The organism is Rossellomorea pakistanensis, assembly GCF_016908495.1.
Classification (GTDB): Bacteria; Bacillota; Bacilli; order Bacillales; family Bacillaceae_B; genus Rossellomorea; species Rossellomorea pakistanensis.
Genome location: NZ_JAFBDZ010000002.1, coordinates 385774 through 403623, shown reverse-complemented (window position 1 = coordinate 403623; position 17850 = coordinate 385774). Strand labels below are relative to the sequence as shown.

General features: G+C 37.8%; 18 protein-coding genes. 4 read left to right on the top strand and 14 right to left on the bottom strand.

The annotated features are described in order from the left end of the window. Window positions 1-124: 124 nt before the first annotated feature. The 7 genes from JOC86_RS09700 to JOC86_RS09670 all read right to left on the bottom strand — a co-directional run bounded on the left by JOC86_RS09700 (window position 125) and on the right by JOC86_RS09670 (window position 8538). Window positions 125-463: a VOC family protein gene (locus JOC86_RS09700; RefSeq protein WP_205171387.1), complete on the bottom strand. Its 339-nt coding sequence runs from the start codon at window positions 461-463 to the stop codon at window positions 125-127. A gap of 369 nt (window positions 464-832) precedes the next feature. Further along, the gene (locus JOC86_RS09695) at window positions 833-2512 is read right to left on the bottom strand and encodes a M20/M25/M40 family metallo-hydrolase (protein ID WP_205171385.1); all 1680 of its coding nucleotides are present in this window, start codon (window positions 2510-2512) and stop codon (window positions 833-835) included. Window positions 2513-2669: 157 nt separating this feature from the next. Next, window positions 2670-3410 (bottom strand): IclR family transcriptional regulator, encoded by a 741-nt coding sequence (locus tag JOC86_RS09690; protein ID WP_205171383.1) that lies wholly within the window; start codon window positions 3408-3410, stop codon window positions 2670-2672. Window positions 3411-3494: 84 nt separating this feature from the next. Further along, window positions 3495-4895: an alanine/glycine:cation symporter family protein gene (locus JOC86_RS09685; protein ID WP_205171381.1), complete on the bottom strand. Its 1401-nt coding sequence runs from the start codon at window positions 4893-4895 to the stop codon at window positions 3495-3497. Between the two features lie 486 nt (window positions 4896-5381). Beyond that, window positions 5382-6521 (bottom strand): glycerate kinase, encoded by a 1140-nt coding sequence (locus JOC86_RS09680; RefSeq protein WP_205171379.1) that lies wholly within the window; start codon window positions 6519-6521, stop codon window positions 5382-5384. A 429-nt stretch (window positions 6522-6950) separates the two neighbouring features. Further along, complete coding sequence (locus JOC86_RS09675) at window positions 6951-7115, bottom strand: hypothetical protein (protein ID WP_205171377.1); 165 nt, start codon at window positions 7113-7115, stop codon at window positions 6951-6953. A gap of 508 nt (window positions 7116-7623) precedes the next feature. Then, window positions 7624-8538, bottom strand: a complete 915-nt coding sequence (locus tag JOC86_RS09670) for a nuclease-related domain-containing protein (protein ID WP_205171374.1) — start codon at window positions 8536-8538, stop codon at window positions 7624-7626. Window positions 8539-8721: 183 nt separating this feature from the next. Here JOC86_RS09670 and JOC86_RS09665 point away from each other — a divergent pair, with 183 nt between their 5' ends. Continuing rightward, window positions 8722-9543, top strand: coding sequence for a response regulator transcription factor (locus JOC86_RS09665; protein ID WP_205171371.1), 822 nt, complete (start codon window positions 8722-8724; stop codon window positions 9541-9543). 90 nt (window positions 9544-9633) lie between these two features. Continuing rightward, entirely contained in the window at window positions 9634-10011 is a 378-nt protein-coding gene (locus JOC86_RS09660; protein WP_205171369.1) for a VOC family protein, read from the top strand. 127 nt (window positions 10012-10138) lie between these two features. Here the strand turns inward: JOC86_RS09660 and JOC86_RS09655 are convergent, their stop codons facing one another. Both JOC86_RS09655 and JOC86_RS09650 read right to left on the bottom strand, forming a co-directional pair. Continuing rightward, the gene (locus tag JOC86_RS09655) at window positions 10139-10945 is read right to left on the bottom strand and encodes a hypothetical protein (protein ID WP_205171358.1); all 807 of its coding nucleotides are present in this window, start codon (window positions 10943-10945) and stop codon (window positions 10139-10141) included. Continuing rightward, window positions 10942-11817 carry a hypothetical protein gene (locus tag JOC86_RS09650; RefSeq protein ID WP_205171356.1) on the bottom strand — a complete coding sequence of 292 codons (876 nt, stop codon included), beginning with the start codon at window positions 11815-11817 and terminating at the stop codon, window positions 10942-10944. The genes JOC86_RS09655 and JOC86_RS09650 overlap by 4 nt, the downstream gene beginning before the upstream one ends. A gap of 355 nt (window positions 11818-12172) precedes the next feature. On the opposite strand from JOC86_RS09650, the gene JOC86_RS09645 reads away from it, so the two are divergent. Further along, on the top strand, window positions 12173-12316 hold the full coding sequence (locus JOC86_RS09645; RefSeq protein WP_205171354.1) for a hypothetical protein: 144 nt from the start codon (window positions 12173-12175) through the stop codon (window positions 12314-12316). A 677-nt stretch (window positions 12317-12993) separates the two neighbouring features. Further along, on the top strand, window positions 12994-13188 hold the full coding sequence (locus JOC86_RS09640) for an IDEAL domain-containing protein (RefSeq protein WP_205171352.1): 195 nt from the start codon (window positions 12994-12996) through the stop codon (window positions 13186-13188). Between the two features lie 499 nt (window positions 13189-13687). Here JOC86_RS09640 and JOC86_RS09635 read toward each other — a convergent pair whose 3' ends face one another. The 5 genes from JOC86_RS09635 to JOC86_RS09615 form a co-directional block, all read right to left on the bottom strand. After that, window positions 13688-14134, bottom strand: a complete 447-nt coding sequence (locus JOC86_RS09635) for a hypothetical protein (protein WP_205171350.1) — start codon at window positions 14132-14134, stop codon at window positions 13688-13690. A gap of 4 nt (window positions 14135-14138) precedes the next feature. Further along, window positions 14139-15149: a DUF3231 family protein gene (locus tag JOC86_RS09630; protein ID WP_205171348.1), complete on the bottom strand. Its 1011-nt coding sequence runs from the start codon at window positions 15147-15149 to the stop codon at window positions 14139-14141. Window positions 15150-15208: 59 nt separating this feature from the next. Further along, window positions 15209-16207 carry a DUF3231 family protein gene (locus tag JOC86_RS09625; RefSeq protein ID WP_205171345.1) on the bottom strand — a complete coding sequence of 333 codons (999 nt, stop codon included), beginning with the start codon at window positions 16205-16207 and terminating at the stop codon, window positions 15209-15211. A 419-nt stretch (window positions 16208-16626) separates the two neighbouring features. Next, a complete protein-coding gene (locus JOC86_RS09620; protein ID WP_205171343.1) occupies window positions 16627-16791 on the bottom strand; it encodes a hypothetical protein in 165 nt (54 codons plus the stop codon). After that, window positions 16788-17843 (bottom strand): aldose epimerase family protein, encoded by a 1056-nt coding sequence (locus JOC86_RS09615; RefSeq protein WP_205171341.1) that lies wholly within the window; start codon window positions 17841-17843, stop codon window positions 16788-16790. Before JOC86_RS09615 ends, JOC86_RS09620 begins: the two co-directional genes overlap by 4 nt. Window positions 17844-17850: the final 7 nt, after the last annotated feature.

The following is a 17850-nucleotide window of genomic DNA, read 5'->3' as shown; positions in this document are numbered from 1 at the left end:
GATCACTAGTAAAAAGGTTACTCTGTAAGGTGCATTTTATCTAAATTTCACTTTAATTTTTATTACATATCCTTAGAAACATCCTCGAATAAATAAACGAGTACGATATAGAATGGTGCTCCATTCAATTGAGAACCTCCACCATGAATCCGCCGGGTGCTTTAACATAAAATGTCCAACGATGAGCCATTCTTGGTGGTTTCACATCAAATCCATCATCCTTCAAGCGTTGATTAATTTCATTTACTCGCTCTTTACTCTCTTGAAAAAAACCTATATGAAAGGATTTGGGATAGTTGACCTCGGTCCCTTTCATCAAGGCAAGCAACAATCCGTCTTCGTCCGTCATTACGGCAAAAGAATCGCCATGTGTGCTCTTAGTTTGCAGGTCGAAATATTTCTCTAAGAACTCTCGTGCTGCATTTACATTAGTGACCGTAAGATTGATATGGTTTAGTTTCATAGGTTCCACTTCCTTTTCTCAAAAATCTTATCAAAGCCTCACTCTACCAAACTGAATGTAGTCTCCTTACTTCTTCCTCTTCATTGTAAAGGTTTAATAAAATTCAGGAATCGATAAATGGAAGGAGGTTTCCTACAACTTTAGGATGATGGTAAAACTTCGGTTTATTTATCAAGTTGTACATATCCTTATTTTTTAACTTCGGTTTTAACACCAAAACGGGCGCTTACCCTAATTCAGGTAATACGCCCGTTTTTTTTACCCTTATGCACAACCTTACACCACTCATAAACTAGCCATTTATCTTCCGAACATTTAAATCGATCACTTGAGTCCCCATCAGATTTTTTACATGAAGGGTAATTCTTTTTATGCATTTAACACAGTGATTTCTTCCTGTTCTAATAATTTTATGGCAGTATTACGAATGAGTTCAGGAAGGACATGAAAGGTATACGGTTTATAGACTCGCTCTGTCCACTTATGTCCGTCTTTCCCATAAACCCCCATATTTATGGAAGGAATATTCATTTCACGAATGCTTCTTACAGGGACCGGGTAAATGGATTCCCATTCAGGGAAGTTATCAATTAACGACCTTAGTTCTTCATCTGATTCGTGCAAGGAAAGAAAACTGCCATCTGCCAAATACGGGAAGAACTTTTTCAAAGCAAATTGTTCACCCGTCTTTTGTTCCATGTCTGCTAAAACTGCTTCAATACATTTCAGAAGGTTCTCATCTCTTTGATTTCCTTCATTCAAATAATTATGCGGCAAATAAGGAGGAGCAAAGAAAATAATCACCCTTGGCTTTTTTTCTGGGTCTAGATCTTGTAAAGCTTCTACAATTTTGAAGCAAAGCTTTCTTGGCTCCATATCCTGATGTGTATCATGTACTTCTTTTGCCGTTTGAACAGCTTGAATCCCTTTTTCCTCTAATTCATTTATAAAATCCGCTAAACATGTGACCTCGATGTGCCACGAAAGTTCCTTTCCTGGCAAGCCTGTACGGTTTAAAAATTCCTGGTACTGTTTATATAAATGATACTCGGCATCGAAACACGCTTCTTTTGTAATCTCGATCAGTTTATTCATTACTTCTTTAGCCGATGCTTCATAAAGAAAGAAGTTAAAGTACAAATAGCTGCTTGTAGCTGTCTGGACCGTATAAAACTCTTTATTGTCACGCTGCTGCAGACATGTCGGAGGGAGTGTCAGTTCTCCTTTAATGTTTTCTGCCAGCTCTAAGTTATTGTGAATACGGCGTGTAATTTCTGCTGCAACAAAGTTTGGATCAAGGCTTGAAAGCGTATCTCCCACATGGGATTCACGACCATATATATAAAAGCTAGGAAGAATTTTACCTGCAGCTCCCGTATAAATATATCGGTGAGGATCTCCTTCATAAAGTGGAGTGATAAAATCATTATTGATGGCCGATACATATTCTAATCTGTATTCATCCTTCAATCTTTTCAACTCCGAAATAGCCGAAATAACCCCCTTGTGCTGACTTTCTTCATCCGGGTTAAACATCAAAAGGATATTGCCTGGAAGCTCATCAACATGTTCGGTAAAATACAGGATATTTGCCAGGTGGACAGCTGCCCCACTTTTCATATCAACAGAACCTCTTCCAAACATCCAATCCCTTGACCTGGCATCGGCTTGCACATCCTTGTCAAGTTCATATGTGGAAAAAAATGCTTCCAAAATATCCGGATTTAAAGCAGCAAATTTTAAATGACTAAAATCTTCAATTCCAACCGTATCAATATGGGAGTGGAAAATTACAGTATTATTGGATGCTTTCTTACCTTGAACAAGAGCAAAGATATTTTTCCTACCTACCGTATCGTTTGGAATAAACTGTTCCCATACTAATTCGGGATTCTTCCGAAAATATGGGAAGCTTTGAAGGACTTGCAGAATAGATTCCGCCACCTCGACTTCCCCTTTGGTCCCATTAATACTTTGGATACCAACCAAATAACGCGTTAAAAATTCGGCTTGTTCAGCTATATCCATTTTCTTGAGCTGATGATACATCCCTGTCACCCCTTACGATTTTTCCGAATTACGGAAACGTTTTCTATTTTTGTTTGTAGTTAAAATATAATCCATTTAGACCCTTTTGTCACTTGTTTTTAGTTTCATTTTCAAAAAAAAAAATGCCTCCAAAGCATTAAAAACCTGGAGGCATTCTTTAATGGAATTTTCCTATTCTTACCGATATATCCTGGGCTGCTTGTTTCACTTTTTCAATTAAGACAGGAAGGCGGTCCTCAGTAAAACGAAAGCTTGGGGCATTAATACTGACTGCTGCCAGCACTTTATTTGCATAGCCAAAGACCGGAGCAGCAACGGAAGAAGTCCCTTCTGTTCGTTCCCCTTCACTGATAGCATAACCAACTTTTCGAACTTCAGAAATTTGTGTCTTTAAAGCATCCTTAACTTCTTTTGTTAAATCAAGCCTGCGGTATATTTGCTCTCTTTCTTCATCATTTAAATAGAACAATATAGCCTTATTTGGTGCCCCAATATATAAAGGACTGCGTATACCGAGGGTTTCTGCAATTCGGACCTTCAATGGACTGTCAACAATTTCAATCGTGATACCATGGGCTCCATCCTGGATGTTTAAATAAATACTTTCTTCCACTTCCATAGCCAAACTTTCCATCACAGGAAGGGCAGCCGTTCGGAAGTCTATACTGTCAAGAACTTTTAACCCTATCTCCATCCATAAGTACCCTGCTTTATAATGCTTAGTAGTTGGGTTTTGCATAACAAGTCCATGGTCCACTAACGAACTCAACAAGCGATGCATCGTACTTAGGGGTAAATCTGTTTGTTCTGCTAATTCTGTGATCGACCAATCCATCTTATGCGGATTGGAAATTAGAATTTGAATGATTTGCATGGCACGGTCAATCGATTGAACCATTCGCATTTTCTCCTATTCTTAATAAACAGTTATAATACTATTCTATCATAGGTATATTCAACAAACGAATTCATATATTGACCACTATTGCGCCTTTTTAGTGAACGAATCAGACGAAGATGAAGAATCCTTCTTCTTATAAATGTTTTGAAAATAATCGTTCGTCACAGCCTTAACTTCTTTATTTAGAAATAAAAGCGCAAGGACATTCGGTATAATGACAAATGCCAATAAAATATCGAGGAACTGCCACACTAACTTTAGTCCGCCAATCGCTCCGATAAAAATCGCCGCCACATACACGAACCGCATTACTTTGGAGAACATCGTACCAAACAAGTATTCTGCTTGTTTTTCCCCATAATAAATAATGACGACAACGGTCGAAAGGACAAAGAAAAATAAAGAAATCGTCATGAAGGACCCGGCAATTTCATTCCCAAATACTTGACCCCATGCTTCTGTCACCATCGTTGAAGCTTGCTCAGGTGCTGTATCTTTCCAAACCCCGGTGCTTAAAATAACGATTGCCGTCATTGTACAAATGATTAATGTATCGACAACCACTTCAAAAACACCCCAAAATCCTTGTTTAGCTGGGTGGTCAATTTTTGCCGTCGCATGGGCGATCGGGGCTGTTCCCATCCCGGATTCATTCGAATAAACCCCTCTTGCTAACCCCCAGCGGATAGCTGCCGCTACACCTGCACCAGCAAATCCCCCTGCAGCAGAAACCGGTGTGAAAGCATGTTCAAAAATCAGTAAAAACACGGACGGAATAGCTGAAGCATTTGAAAAAACAACAATGATGGAGCCAGTAATATAAATTCCAACCATAATTGGGACAAACTTCTCCGCAACTTTTCCTATTCGTGAGATCCCACCATAAACGATGATTCCGATAAACAACATGACCACTATTCCTGTTACCGCTGGATGAACGTTAAAAGCTCCTTCTACTGTTGTGGCTAGCGAATTAGATTGCACCATCGTACTCGCCGCGATTTGCATCATTAAGGCAAACGCAAAAAAAGATGCGACAGGCTTCCACCCTAAACCTTTATCTATGTAATACATAGGGCCCCCAACCCATTCACCATATTCATTTTTTTGTCGATATTTAACCCCTAATACGACTTCCGAATACTTAGCCGCCATTCCTATTAATGATACAACCCACATCCAAAAAATGGCCCCAGGTCCACCAAACGCAATGGCAACTGGTACTCCAATAATATTCGCTGCCCCAACGGTAGAAGCTAAGGCAGAAGTAGCCGCTTGGAAGGGTGTCAATGATCCTTCAGATGAATCCGGTTTACTGAATATCTTTCCAAATGTTTGTTTAAGAATATGAGGAAAATAACGGAATTGAAAAAACCCTAAACGAACCGTTAGGAATAGCCCTCCCCCCAATAATAACAGCATCATTGGAAGTCCCCATATAAACCCTGTAATCTTTCCAATCAAATCCATAATATGATCCAAGCTGTATATCCCCCTTTTGTTATCTACGTTACCCCTCTAAGATAACGCTTACATTAAAGGCTCTTTTCCCCTACTAAAAACTCCCTTTTCCAAAATGCGGAATCATTTTCTATTTTCATTTTTTTATTATAATTCAATATAGCAGAATTTGTCTATATTTATATTATATTTCGAATATTAATACAATGGTAAGACTTAGTTACATGCAAGAAAAGGGGAAGGTGATAAAGGATAAACGGCTTGTAATTCCATGTCCTGTCTGCCTCTGACAAACATAAAACAAAGCCACCCAGAAAGGCTCCTTTCCCTTTCTAGATGGCTTTGTTTCTATCTCGAAGGCCTAAGAGCTTGCGCTTGCTGCTGACACCCCAAATGATAGATGACTATTTCGTTCGGACATGGGAATGGTGTACCTAAAGATTAATAGCTTTTACTTACAACTAAGTGGATTCGTAAAGGGATGGTATGAGCATTACATTCGATTCCTTATCTAATGGCTCGAATCAACCGAAATAACTGACAAGTAGTAAAGCGTAAATGATCAGAAGTGACATCTTTAGCCATTGCCTCTTCTAGAGACATCGGTTCGTTCATGATGGAAAACAAAGCAGTGATTCCCTGTGAATTCAAAGTAGAACCTTTCTCTGAAATAGCTCCGGCAAGTGCAATCACTGGGATACCGTGTTTTTGAGCAAGCTTTGATAGACCAAGAGGTGCTTTTCCCATTGAGGTTTGCCCATCAATTTTCCCTTCACCTGTCACAACAAAGTCGACATGCCCCAGTTTCTCTTCAATGTTCGCTAATTCCATGACTAGCTCAATTCCTGATTGAAGTTGAGCTTGTAAGAACCCTGCAAAGGCAGCTCCAAGTCCCCCTGCCGCTCCTGCTCCATTAATGCTTTGGATATCCAACCCTATTTTATGAAAAGCAACCTGTGAAAAGCTTTCCATTCCTGCATCAAGCTCTTCCAACATTTCAGGTGTTGCTCCCTTTTGGGGACCATATACATAGGTTGCTCCATTTGGTCCATAAAGAGGATTCGTAACATCACAAGCCACTTTAAAGGTACACGACTTCAAGACAGGGTGAACATGAGTGGTATCAATTTTTCGAATACGCCGCAGCTCTCCCCCTCCCAAACCAACCGATTCCCCATTTTTGTCTAAAAAATTATAACCAAGTGCCTGCAACATCCCAATCCCAGCATCATTGGTGGCACTTCCCCCAAGCCCGATGATAAAATGGCGGCATCCCCTTTCGATCGCGTCACAAATTAGTTCGCCAACACCATAAGTAGTCGTTATCAAGGGGTTACGATGCTTGATAGGAACAAGCGGCAAGCCACAAGCAGATGATACTTCAATAACGGCTGTTTTTCCATCACTTAAAATACCGTATTCTGCATCAACAGTCTGGTTTAATGATCCAGTAACTCTTTGTTTGATAACATGTCCATCTGCTGCATGAACCAATGCTTCCACCGTTCCTTCGCCACCGTCAGCAAGAGGTACAGACAAAATTTCCGCATCGGTAAAAACGTCTCGTATTCCTAATGAAACGGCTTTACTCGCTTCAACAGAAGAAACACTTCCTTTAAACGAATCGATTGCAACGAGAACTTTCATTTGATCTGTACCTTCCTTTCAAGTTCCTATAAATAACCGGGCTGTTCCAAAAGGGGCTTACCACCAGATAGGAGGCAGTTTAATGATTTCTTCTCGTCTCTAAGCCCCTTGGTTTTGGAACAACCTTATACAGTACTCTTATAATTTAACCCACATGGACTGATACGGTTGTAGATGAATAGTCTGGTTAACCTGTATTCCACTAATCAAATCCTTACCGCTATGGTTAATTTCTTTTGCCATTCTCATTTTTTAAGATACTATTTTGCAGAAACGCTTTCAATATTTTTAGAGGAATGGGATCATCCTAATTTTAGGGGAGTACAAGCTTATTAAATTGTGAGGATGGATAGGGCAATGATGACATTACATGAGGATTTTTGGTGTGATTCTGTGTAGATGGCGGTATGACGTACTAATAGTAATCTTTTATGACATGATTCTGTCAGATCGCGATATGACGGCATTAAATTGAAGCTTTTCGTTACGTGATTCTGCTGGGATGCAATCATGATGATTCGAATAGAGTGCTTTCATGACATGATAAATCTCGAATGCATATTTGATGATTCGAAAAGAGAGTTTCCGTGACATGATACATCGCGAATGCAAACACGATGATCCGAATAGAGTGCTTTCGCAACATGATACAACGCAAATGCAATCATGATGATCCGAATAGAGTGCTTTCGTGACATGATACAACGCAAATGCAATCATGATGATCCGAATAGAGTGCTTTTGTGACATGATAAATCTCGAATGAAAATTTGATGATCCGAATAGAGTGCTTTCGTGACATGATATACCTGAATTGCAAATTTGATGATCCGAATAGAGTGCTTTCGTGACATGTTATACCTCGAATGCAAATTTGAAGATTCGAATAGAGAGCTTTCGTGACATGTTACAACGCAAATGCTGAAATGACAGCATTAAAAATTGATAACTACCAAAAAATTGCGCAGAATCCGATTGAAGGCATAAAAAAATACGAATAATACCGTGAAATTGAACAAGAGCCGAAATCACGGTATCAAAAAGTAGATATTATTCAAAAGTAGTAAAGGAACTAAGTTTGGGGGAATTCTGTTTGAACTAATTAATCATTTTTCACATAATGAGAGGATTTACCTTGTCTAATTAGTTTAAAATGGTTTGAAAGAACTTTTCGAATGGTTCTTTTGTCCTTAATGAGGCTACACCATTTATATATATGGTTAATGGTAATTTTTCCATTTGGATAAAGAAGCTTAAACTCTTCCACGTTCCGTAATACTGCAACAGGGTATTCTTCGCTTCCACCACAGCTAGTACATAGTAGGGTTGTTTTCGTAAGGTGATGATAAAATCTATGACACAATGGACAAGCAATCCCTTTTTCAAGTTGATCAAAGTGGTATTCAGGTAACCGATTATAAGGGGGTTCTTTTAAATGAAGAGATAGTAATTGTTTCGCTAATTTTGAATGTACATCTTTTAAACGAGAGGGTTTCTTTTTTATTTTATCCATAAGGCGATTAAGCTGTGACGGAAAAATAATAGGGAGATTTAGAGGTGTTTGGTAGAGTTGAAATTCGGGGTTTACGAAGATAAGATAGGCTTCAATGGGAAAAGCAAATCCAAGTTCCTGAAGTAATCGTCGAAATAAGGATTCGTTTCGTTGCAATTGAAGCAAAGGATTCTTTATTTCCGTTTTTGATATCGAATACCACCTATCTGCTTCGATAAAAAAGTCACCCTCATAATTTTTTACTTCAAAAAGGGAAATCTTATTTGAGGAAATCATCAATGAATCGATTTGAAATAAAGTGTTGTTATATTCTAGTAATAAATCATTTAGAACAAGGTAGTCATCTGAAAAGCTCTTGATCCATTCGTCAAACTTTCGCTCACCTTCATAGCCTTTTTCAAGGTTTAAATAGTAATTTTCGTCTTTGGCTGCTAGATTCATTCGAACATTTAAAGATCTCATAATCTTTAATTCTACCGGCTCATAGCGATGCTTCAAAATCAATATACATATCTCCTTTCTTTTAACTTAATAATATGCCTCATTGAAAATATTAACAATAATGATCCCCATAAAACGTTGATGTTTTTTCAAAATAAAAGTTGGTAAAAAATAATACAACGACGTATGGGAGTTGGTGGTTTTCTGGTAAAGTTAATAATAACCGTATAGAAAGTGTGAAACCATATGCGACTTTTTCATCCTTTACAACCCCCTACACTACAACATGGACTAGTAAACTCGAATTATCGATATCGAGAATATTTCCCATCTAAGAGTCTGGAATCTTATATTGCTTGCTATTGGACCGTTGAGTTCAATGCCTCGCATATAGATCAATTGCATCGTATTATACCAGATGGCTGTGTGGATATTATTTTTGACTTGAAATCACCTTCTTTATCTAAAGGTGCCTTTGCTACAGGGTTGATGACCCAATTTGAAGTGATGAACCTTTCTCAAAACTGTTCGTTATTCGGTATTCGCTTTTTTATAGATACAGCACATCTTTTTTTTACCTATCCTGTTTCTGAGTTTATAGGAAATCAGGTTTTTCTAGAAGATATTTGGGGAAATGATAGTGCTTATCTTGTTGAAGATATCCTTTCATCTTCTCGAACATCAGAAATAATCGAAAAGATTGAATCAACGTTACTGAAGTTCCTATTGTTGAATGAAGCAAAAAAAGATGACTTACTGGAAACAAGTATGCAGTATATGTTTTTCCATAAGGGAATGGTTTCAATTCGGTCATTATCGGAAGAGCTCAGTTTCAGTGAAAGGCATATAAGAAGGAGATTTCAAAAGGAGTTCGGAGTCAGCCCCAAAGAATTAGTAAATATCATTAGATTTCAAAATCTACTGCAAGAACTATATCTGAAGCCTCAGCTTCATTTAAGTGAACTTTCATTAAAATATGGCTATTATGATCAACCTCATTTTATCAAAAGCTTTAAACATCTTTACGGCCTATCACCTTCTAAACTATTTACGTATGATTCCAATTAATGTCCGTTTTTTACAATACAAATGCAGCTAATAAAGGTAATCTATTCATTGAACCTAGTAAGACGATAATGATTGATAGGAGTGGAACCAATGAGTATTAAATTAGATATGGTAGGGATTGTCGTGAAGGATATGAAAAAAGCATTAGATTTTTATCGGGTTCTTGGATTTTCAATTCCGGAAAATATGAATGGGGAACAGCATGTCGAAGTGAATCAAGATGGCGTCCGCTTAGCTTTTGACACACAGGATATGATTCATGAAATATATGGTGGCTGGGAAGAACCTGCTGGTCATCGAATTGAGTTAGCGTTTTTATGTAAAAACAAGGACTCACTCAATGATTTGTATAAGAAGATAGTGGATCACGGATATGAGGGCCACCGTGAACCTTGGGATGCTTTTTGGGGGCAGCGATATGCGATTGTAAAGGATCCTGATGGAAATCTTATCAGTCTATTTGCTTGAAATAATTTGTGGGAGGTAGACTGGAATCCACAATGTGAGATTAAGGTTTAATTTCAACCTGGGATATTAAATAAGGGTAAAAAAACGGACTGCCATTTTAAGGGCAGTCCGTTTTTCGTTAGGATGCCTAATTCCTTGGTTCAGACTTCCACCGATATCGATATTGAATAAAAGCGGTATGGTCTTCTGTATAGTTCGTCCAACGGTCCCAGGCGCTGGATTTTTCTCCTTCACTTTTAGAAACCACAGGTACGGCTTCCCCTGCTTCTAAATAAATGGGACCAAATTCGAAGACCTCCATCACTTCTTTTTCACGGTTTAAAAAGGCAATTTCCATTTCCACCAGCAGATCGTGATCCTCAAAGTTTTTGACCATCACTAGATTATCATAGCTTGAGTTTCGGCAGGTCGATGAGCTTGATAAGCAGTTTTGCTGGGATGCAGCTAAGACGGCCGCAACCGGATTATCTTCAGAAGGCTCCACTTCCTCAAATTGCTCCTGCGCGCGATCTAGAATCACACTATAATCATACTTTTGCCCCGCCGGCATAATGAAAATAAAAATCATTAGGATATTAAAGCATAAAGAGCCAATTACGAGATAAAGCTTTCCATGGTTCCCCATCCATTCTCGAACTGGAGTACGCTGTATAAGGCTTATAATGCTTGTTACTAAAAACACAAGCACAAAAAGTCCAGCCACGACAAACATCATGATCTTCACTTCTTCCCACTTCGGCAAAAACGTCAATTGGTAGTCGAACCAATATTGAAGATTGATTACAGTCGCTATTCCGTATACAACAAGCCACACCAAAGCACAAACGAGCAAATGGCGAAAAAGAATATGATAATGACGATGCTCAATAACTGCAAATAGAAACATGACCATCGGGATACTTCCAAGTAAAATTAAAAAGTATGTAAGAATCATAGGTCCCCCTCCTTTGGAAAACGGAAAGACTCACGATCACATGAAAGCGTCATTTCAGAGACCTTAGCCCCCATTGGGAATAGTGGGTATACTGCATGACTCGTTTTGTTCATTAAGGTTTGCTCCATTTTTTCAAAATCTTCCGGGTTTGATTTCAAACGACTGAACAAATAAAAATATTCATCATGCCAATAAGTGTAGACCTGCCAATGGAGCCAACGCCACCCCACCCCTGTCATCAATCTTACTTTTGAGACACCAAGCTTATGTGCTTTTTGGAAAGGTAGCTTTGTAAGCTTTCGGAAAATGATAAATGCAGAATGCAAGTCTTTAAGCCACTTATTTATACAGAGATGCTTGGTCTCTCTCCACAATAATAAGCTTGATGAATCGTTCCCTATTTCATAAAAGTCCCGCAATCTCTCAAAAAGCGCCACAACAAATTCAGCTTCTTCCTGATCCACCTGTATAGACGTCAGTATATCCTCAGAATCTTTTAAAATAGCAAAAACTTCTAAATAAGTTTGAAAGGCCTCAAACCGTTTATTTTTCTTCATATAGGTTGGCCACAAATGTCGATTTCGCTCAGGATTAAAGAACACATCACCTATCTCATAAAGGGCCTGTGCCTCCCCTTCATACGACTTACATTGTTCAATAGTTGTGCTGTCAGACAATATTTTCATTTGATCGGCTTGATGCTCAATCAAACAACCATAATTCCGATTCTCTTTTTCAAAAACGAGCCATTCTAAAAGCCGATCTTGCTGCTCATAAACGAGCCTGCGCCTACAGTCCTCAACACTTGGAATCACCGAACGAAGCCCTTCATGTTGAAGCCGGCACTCCAATACTTCCTTTAAAATTTCCATGACTTCACCTACTATAATGATATGGTTATTTTCAAAAATCTCTCTGTACTTTGTAGCACAAACAATATCATAACATCTGTTTTATAGGTTTAGTGGAATATTTTTCAAAATCAGGAATTAAGCAGCCGATAAATTCAAAGAGTAATCTAATCAAAGAAGACGTCTGTTTATATAATGGTGTTTACTTTGAATACAGAATTAATATGAAAGTTGACATTTGGTATTCAGAAGAGAGTTCGGGACCGTGAAAATGCTCGGATGTCGATTTGACGGCCTCATAGATGCTCTTTGAGGGCATGAAAATCCGTTGTTATCGATTTGACAGCCTCATAGATGCTTTTTGGGGGTAGTCGATTTGCAAACTGAGACGTTCAAGGTAGAAGGTAGTATAAAGTATAATGCTTGTTCAACAATGTATAATGGAGAATACCAGCTGTCGGAAAGTGACTATATTGCTGAGATTCAACAATGGCGAAATTTTTTGTTGAAAACAAAATAAGCAATCCTAATAATTATTATGAAGAATTGCTTAACTATTCCCTTCCTAAATCGACTCGTGGGCTTTAATTCAACCGGAATCCATCAAAAATCCTAGGAATATTATATAGAAAAAAGGGAGGATTCCTTTTATAAAAGGTTGGATTTCTTTATTAGGTGGTTTTTTTATCGGAATCATCATCTCTTACTTTGCGCTCGAATACAAGGGTTTGACTCTTCATAATGGTGAAGTTGACAAAACTATTCATGAATTGGATTTTCATCTTATTACGAATAGTTTTTTTATTGTAGTTGGTACATCTAGTTTCATTTTTCTAATTTGGACATTTGTTGAAAAAAACTATAAATAATATAATGCTTATAATGCTAACGGAGGACTATTTTCAACAAAGTATGGTCATAAAACCTCGTATAAAAGGTCTTCAGTCATTTACTACCGATAAATGGCTGAGGACTTTTTGTTCTTTGTCATATTATTTTGGACAGCTATTTGATAATTAAAATAATATTTGATTCGGATAGCCCCCTCTTTTGGTTATCATACATACCATTCTAATAATATTTCTAAATGCTGACCCCAAAATTTTTTCGTGAATGTATCAAATTACCAAAACAAATGTTTTGAATATTACGAAAATGGTTAGTATAATAGAAAAAAGGTCAAGGAGTTGATTTTTCATGGAAAAGAAATTGCTCAATTCACCACAACACGAGGTAAATGCTATGGATTCTCTATTTGCTGAAATGGTGTTAGACAAAGCACTTTTTGATTTCCGAAAAGAGAAAATCCAACAGAAAATCGACCAGTCATTACAGAACAGAAACAAGAAAGAATTCCTACGTTTAACAGAGGAATTAAAGAAGATTTCTTAAGTAGTATAATAGGCATTTCGGAATACTAAATTAAACATTTATATAATTTAAGTCAATGCAAGGAAGGAGCTGTCTGATAAGTCATCTATCTACAATCAGACAGCTCAATTTGATTTTAGAAATATTGATAAATAGCGTTTCTCTTTATTTGGCTTTTTCCTACTACACCAAAAACGATTTCCCCTGATTAATATGTTCTTCTTTTTCACTAACTTTGATTAAATTTATCACTCATTCGTTGTTTTTCCTTTAGAATTCAAACAATTAATCATTCTAGTTTACTTCATCATAAGAAAAATCATTATCTTCCTTTTCTTAAATGTGGTAATGCATAACTTTTTGATTTTGTGCACGAAAATGACTAGTCAATGCACAAGAATCTAATTTTATGCATGAGAACATGGAGTTAATGCACGTGTCCCCTATCTATGGTTTTTTTTTATATTCCTAATGAAAACCTAAAGAAAATAAAAAACTGATAGGATAGACCCTTATCAGCTTAATGGTTTCTAATTTTAGATATTGTTTCTTTTAATAACAATCCGACTCCTATACCTGGAATTGAAAAAAGCATTGGCAGCCAAACGGGACCAACCAATACACCAAACAATTTCAAATTCGAGGAAAAAATTAATCCCACCGTTACGAAGTAGGCTCCAAAAACAAACGGAAGAAAGGAATAAGGATTTTCTCCTCCCCCTGCATCCTTATATGCATCCCAGATGGCAAAGAAATATAAACATGGGTAAAACATTAGCCATTGATCATTCGTTTCTTGAATCGCTTTTGAAATGTCCCCTTGAAAACTAGCAATAATCGCTGTATTAAAATTGGCTTGCACATTAATTAGGATTTCCAATGCGATGATCATAATCCCCTTTATATATCTGCCGTTTAATAATTGTCCAAACCCAGGGAATGCAATACTCCATAAGAGTTTCTCCATACACTTATCCTTTTCTTTTAGCTAATTCATCACGGTCCGCTGCCATTGGGGGTTGCTCCATCCAACCATTGTCAATCATAATATTGGCTCCATCTTCCGAGTATTTCACAATTTCTGCCATTAGCCGAGTGTACATCATTCCTAAATCACGCCTTGGACTAACTGACGTGGCTGCTCCATATTGGCCAATCCCAGACGCGACAAGCCCTGCAATGTGAAACATCATTAATTTATCAGAAAATGGAGGAACCGTGGAATCCGTTACCTCCGAGGTCATATTTAATGTTGCCGACAGATGCTCCTCATGTAGAACTGAGCTGAATATCTCGAAGTGCTTTCCTGAAATTTCTCTTCCCTTTAACATGTATTGACGAACATCCTTAGATCTCACAACTTGACTAAATCCGGTTATCAAAGCTTCACCAAGCGCATTTCTTTCGGAATTGTACACAAGGTTAGCGATTTCAATTCCTAAAAGAGGTCTGCGGTCTCCCAACCAACCATTTAAGAAGCTTTGTTTCTTTACGAAATCCACCTGATTCGGGGTTGGTAAGTAAGGGGGACGAATAAAAATACCTTTATCGATAGCCAGTTTTCTTCCCCTGTCTACAAGCTCTTTCGATTGTGTGACACATTCCGAGTAGAAAGCCGCAATATCATCCCGTGCTGAAAGTGAGAATAGCAGACTTTCTCCAGTAAGACCAAGCCTTCCCATATTCAACATATAAAATAGAATCATGGAATCAGAAAATAACCTAGGGGCCTCTGTATCCACATCTTGTTCAGTAAAACCAACTGGAATAGGGTAATTTTCAGCATTTAATATTTGGGTAATGGTTTGAAGACGTTTTTTAGTAAAATCTAACGAATACTGTAAGAGATCACGGATACTTTTATCTTTAACGTTTGCTAAAAAATACTTCACACCACATATAGTCATCGTACCGCCTTGGAAAGTTGTCCAAAGATTTGAAATTTCAGTAGACGTTAATTTAGGGTGATGATTGGTTTCCATTGATATTCCTCCTAGTACTTATCCTTTGCTTACTAATAAAGTAAAACTTCAAGAGATTACTAATGATTTAAATGATTAATATCCATTCGAGGTGGTTCTTCCATCATGCCGTTAGAAATCATGATTTTAACACCTTCTCGCATGAATTCATAAGTATCCTTTCCAAATATCCCGAATTTCACATTCAAATCATTACGCAAACTAAGCCCCGCTCCAAAACCATTCCCTCCTATACTAAAGCTGCACAAAAGGTATGTACAATACAACATGAGCTTTTCCGAAAATGGAGCTTCTTTTGAACTTGTAATCGTCCCCCCTGGTGTCGCTGGTGGTTGAATATCACTCTGAAGGAGGATATCCACTGTTTCATTTAATATTTCTTTTGAAAGCTCTTTCCCTTTTATAAAGTATTTCTTTATTTCTTTATCCTTTGAACATTGGGCAAATCCTGTCATCAGTTGCATTCCGGTTATATTGGTCTCAACTGCATGATAGAGAAGTCCAAACTCCACCACATTTAGATCCCGCTTGCTCCTCAAAAGATTGGACCCTTTCAAATAGGATTTGTCATCTAAATCATCTACCGATTTTGGCATGTTAACAAACGTTGGCCGTGGCAACAGCCCTTCTTCCAGAAGATATTGTGTGAACTGATTATAATAAAACTGGGTTATTTCTGTCAGTTGCTTATAAAGTTTAACAATATCTTCACGATAAGAAATCGTCATATGGAGTACATACATTCCCATGCTGATTTCCTTTAAGATTCGACAGAACATGATATCAAATCCATTATCATATAACCTCGGTGCCTCCAGATTCACATCTTCCATAGTAAAGGCAACGGGTGGTACTGCCCCTTCATTGTGTAACATCGTTTTAATCTCTTTGACTTTTACATCAAGCTGTTTCCATAACCCTGACATGAGGTCTTTAGCTTTTTGATCATCCGATTTTGCGATAAAGTACTCCAATATCCTCATAATCATTGTTTTTTTGTTGTAGGTTGTCCATAAGGCACCGAGTTCTGCTGAGCTCATTTTCACTTTATTCGTCATCGTACCTATCCCCCTAGGTTTATTCTTATCTCTTAATTTTCTCTATAAGCACTAAGAATATCCCTGAAATTTCCTTTGAATTTTTAAATCGACAAATTTACGATTGTATAACCTCCAAGCAGAATTAAAAAGAGGCTTTCCCAAACCCAAGGTGTCAGGAACCACCATTCAATATATAGAAAAAACCTCAAAATAATAACTTCTATATATTTACAATCATAGTGGTTCCGGACCCCTTTTGGGACAGCCCCTTCAACATCAGATATGGATTAAAATAGGTCCGTGGTGATGATTCTTACTCTGGAAATGCGCACGATTGTGAAGGTATCATTAGGAAACTATTCATCATTTTGATAACCTGATTTTGTTAAACCATAACAACCGTACCTTCATAAACTCCCATGTACAAACAACTCTGTTTAAATGCGGGAATGCGTCCCGCGATTGCTTAAAGCCACCACTCTGTTTCGATCACTTGGTAACACTCGGGTTGTCCCCGCCGCTCCTTCGATTAACTTCATCTCTTTCCACACGGTTCCATCTAAATCAATAAGGAACCCTTGCAATTCATCATAAGTACTCATTCATTTTCCCCATTTCGAAAAGTGAACACCGTTTGCTTATGGTACGGAGTATCTGGAGTTACCAAAACATTCGGAAAACCATTATCATGTAATGAGGCGGGAGAACTTTGTGTTTCTAAGCATATCCCTGCGTACTTTCGTGTTTCTCCTCCTGATAAGCTTATTCCTTCTGGGAGAATATTAGATGTATACATCACAACACCTGGTTGGTCGGTTTGTATCGTCATCGACCGTCCAGCTTCTTGGTCCTCAAGAACTATGTCATGTTCTGCTTTTTTATCGAATAAAAAATAGTGATCATATCCACCGTTTGCTACCTCATGTTGTTGAACCTTATAAGTAAAACCTTCTCTTAATTTCCGCTTTTTGCGAAAATCATAGGTTGTCCCACTCACACACATCCATTTTCCTGTAGGAATTAATTGATGATCCAATTCAACAAATTGGGAACTATCTAATGATACTAGATGATCATGAATGGTCCTTTGGGCATTTCCACTTAAGTTAAAATAAGAATGATTGGTTAACGTTAAAGGAGTCATTTGATCCGTATTCGCTCGGTAGTCGATGACAAATTGATTGTCATTAGTAAGTGAATAGGTCACCTCTACAATCACATTTCCAGGATAGCCCTCTTCTCCATCTTTGCTATGACGGGTAAGTTTCACACCAACTTTCTCGTCCGTCTGAAAAGGAGTCGCTTCCCATAGCGCCTGATGGAAACCATTTTTACCTCCGTGTAAGTGATGGTCGCCTTCATTTTTATCTACCTGATACAACTTTCCTTCTATTTCAAAGGTAGCGTTCTTAATTCGACCTGCTACCCGACCGATCAGCGCACCGAGAAAACCCCGATTTTCTACATAGTCTTCATAATTTTCATATCCAAGGACTACATTCTCAAACGAGCCATTTCTGTCTGGAACTAAAATCTTAGTAATAATTCCCCCATAATTTAAAAAATCAACATTCATTCCATGGTCATTTTTAAGACGGTACAGCGTCCACTGGGATTGTCCATGGACTTGAACAGTCTGTGTATCGATATGCATCCCATCA

Bases quoted from the DNA above. Each gene is read 5' to 3' on its own strand.
- JOC86_RS09680 (WP_205171379.1), bottom strand. From the start codon at position 6,521: ATGAAAGTTCTCGTTGCAATCGATTCGTTTAAAGGAAGTGTTTCTTCT.
- JOC86_RS09695 (WP_205171385.1), bottom strand. From the start codon at position 2,512: ATGTATCATCAGCTCAAGAAAATGGATATAGCTGAACAAGCCGAATTT.
- JOC86_RS09635 (WP_205171350.1), bottom strand. From the start codon at position 14,134: ATGGAGAAACTCTTATGGAGTATTGCATTCCCTGGGTTTGGACAATTA.
- JOC86_RS09650 (WP_205171356.1), bottom strand. From the start codon at position 11,817: ATGGAAATTTTAAAGGAAGTATTGGAGTGCCGGCTTCAACATGAAGGG.
- JOC86_RS09630 (WP_205171348.1), bottom strand. From the start codon at position 15,149: ATGGAAACCAATCATCACCCTAAATTAACGTCTACTGAAATTTCAAAT.
- JOC86_RS09665 (WP_205171371.1), top strand. From the start codon at position 8,722: ATGCGACTTTTTCATCCTTTACAACCCCCTACACTACAACATGGACTA.
- JOC86_RS09690 (WP_205171383.1), bottom strand. From the start codon at position 3,410: ATGGTTCAATCGATTGACCGTGCCATGCAAATCATTCAAATTCTAATT.
- JOC86_RS09675 (WP_205171377.1), bottom strand. From the start codon at position 7,115: ATGTCACGGAAACTCTCTTTTCGAATCATCAAATATGCATTCGAGATT.
- JOC86_RS09700 (WP_205171387.1), bottom strand. From the start codon at position 463: ATGAAACTAAACCATATCAATCTTACGGTCACTAATGTAAATGCAGCA.
- JOC86_RS09620 (WP_205171343.1), bottom strand. From the start codon at position 16,791: ATGAGTACTTATGATGAATTGCAAGGGTTCCTTATTGATTTAGATGGA.
- JOC86_RS09625 (WP_205171345.1), bottom strand. From the start codon at position 16,207: ATGACGAATAAAGTGAAAATGAGCTCAGCAGAACTCGGTGCCTTATGG.
- JOC86_RS09615 (WP_205171341.1), bottom strand. From the start codon at position 17,843: ATGCATATCGATACACAGACTGTTCAAGTCCATGGACAATCCCAGTGG.
- JOC86_RS09640 (WP_205171352.1), top strand. From the start codon at position 12,994: ATGGAAAAGAAATTGCTCAATTCACCACAACACGAGGTAAATGCTATG.
- JOC86_RS09655 (WP_205171358.1), bottom strand. From the start codon at position 10,945: ATGATTCTTACATACTTTTTAATTTTACTTGGAAGTATCCCGATGGTC.
- JOC86_RS09660 (WP_205171369.1), top strand. From the start codon at position 9,634: ATGAGTATTAAATTAGATATGGTAGGGATTGTCGTGAAGGATATGAAA.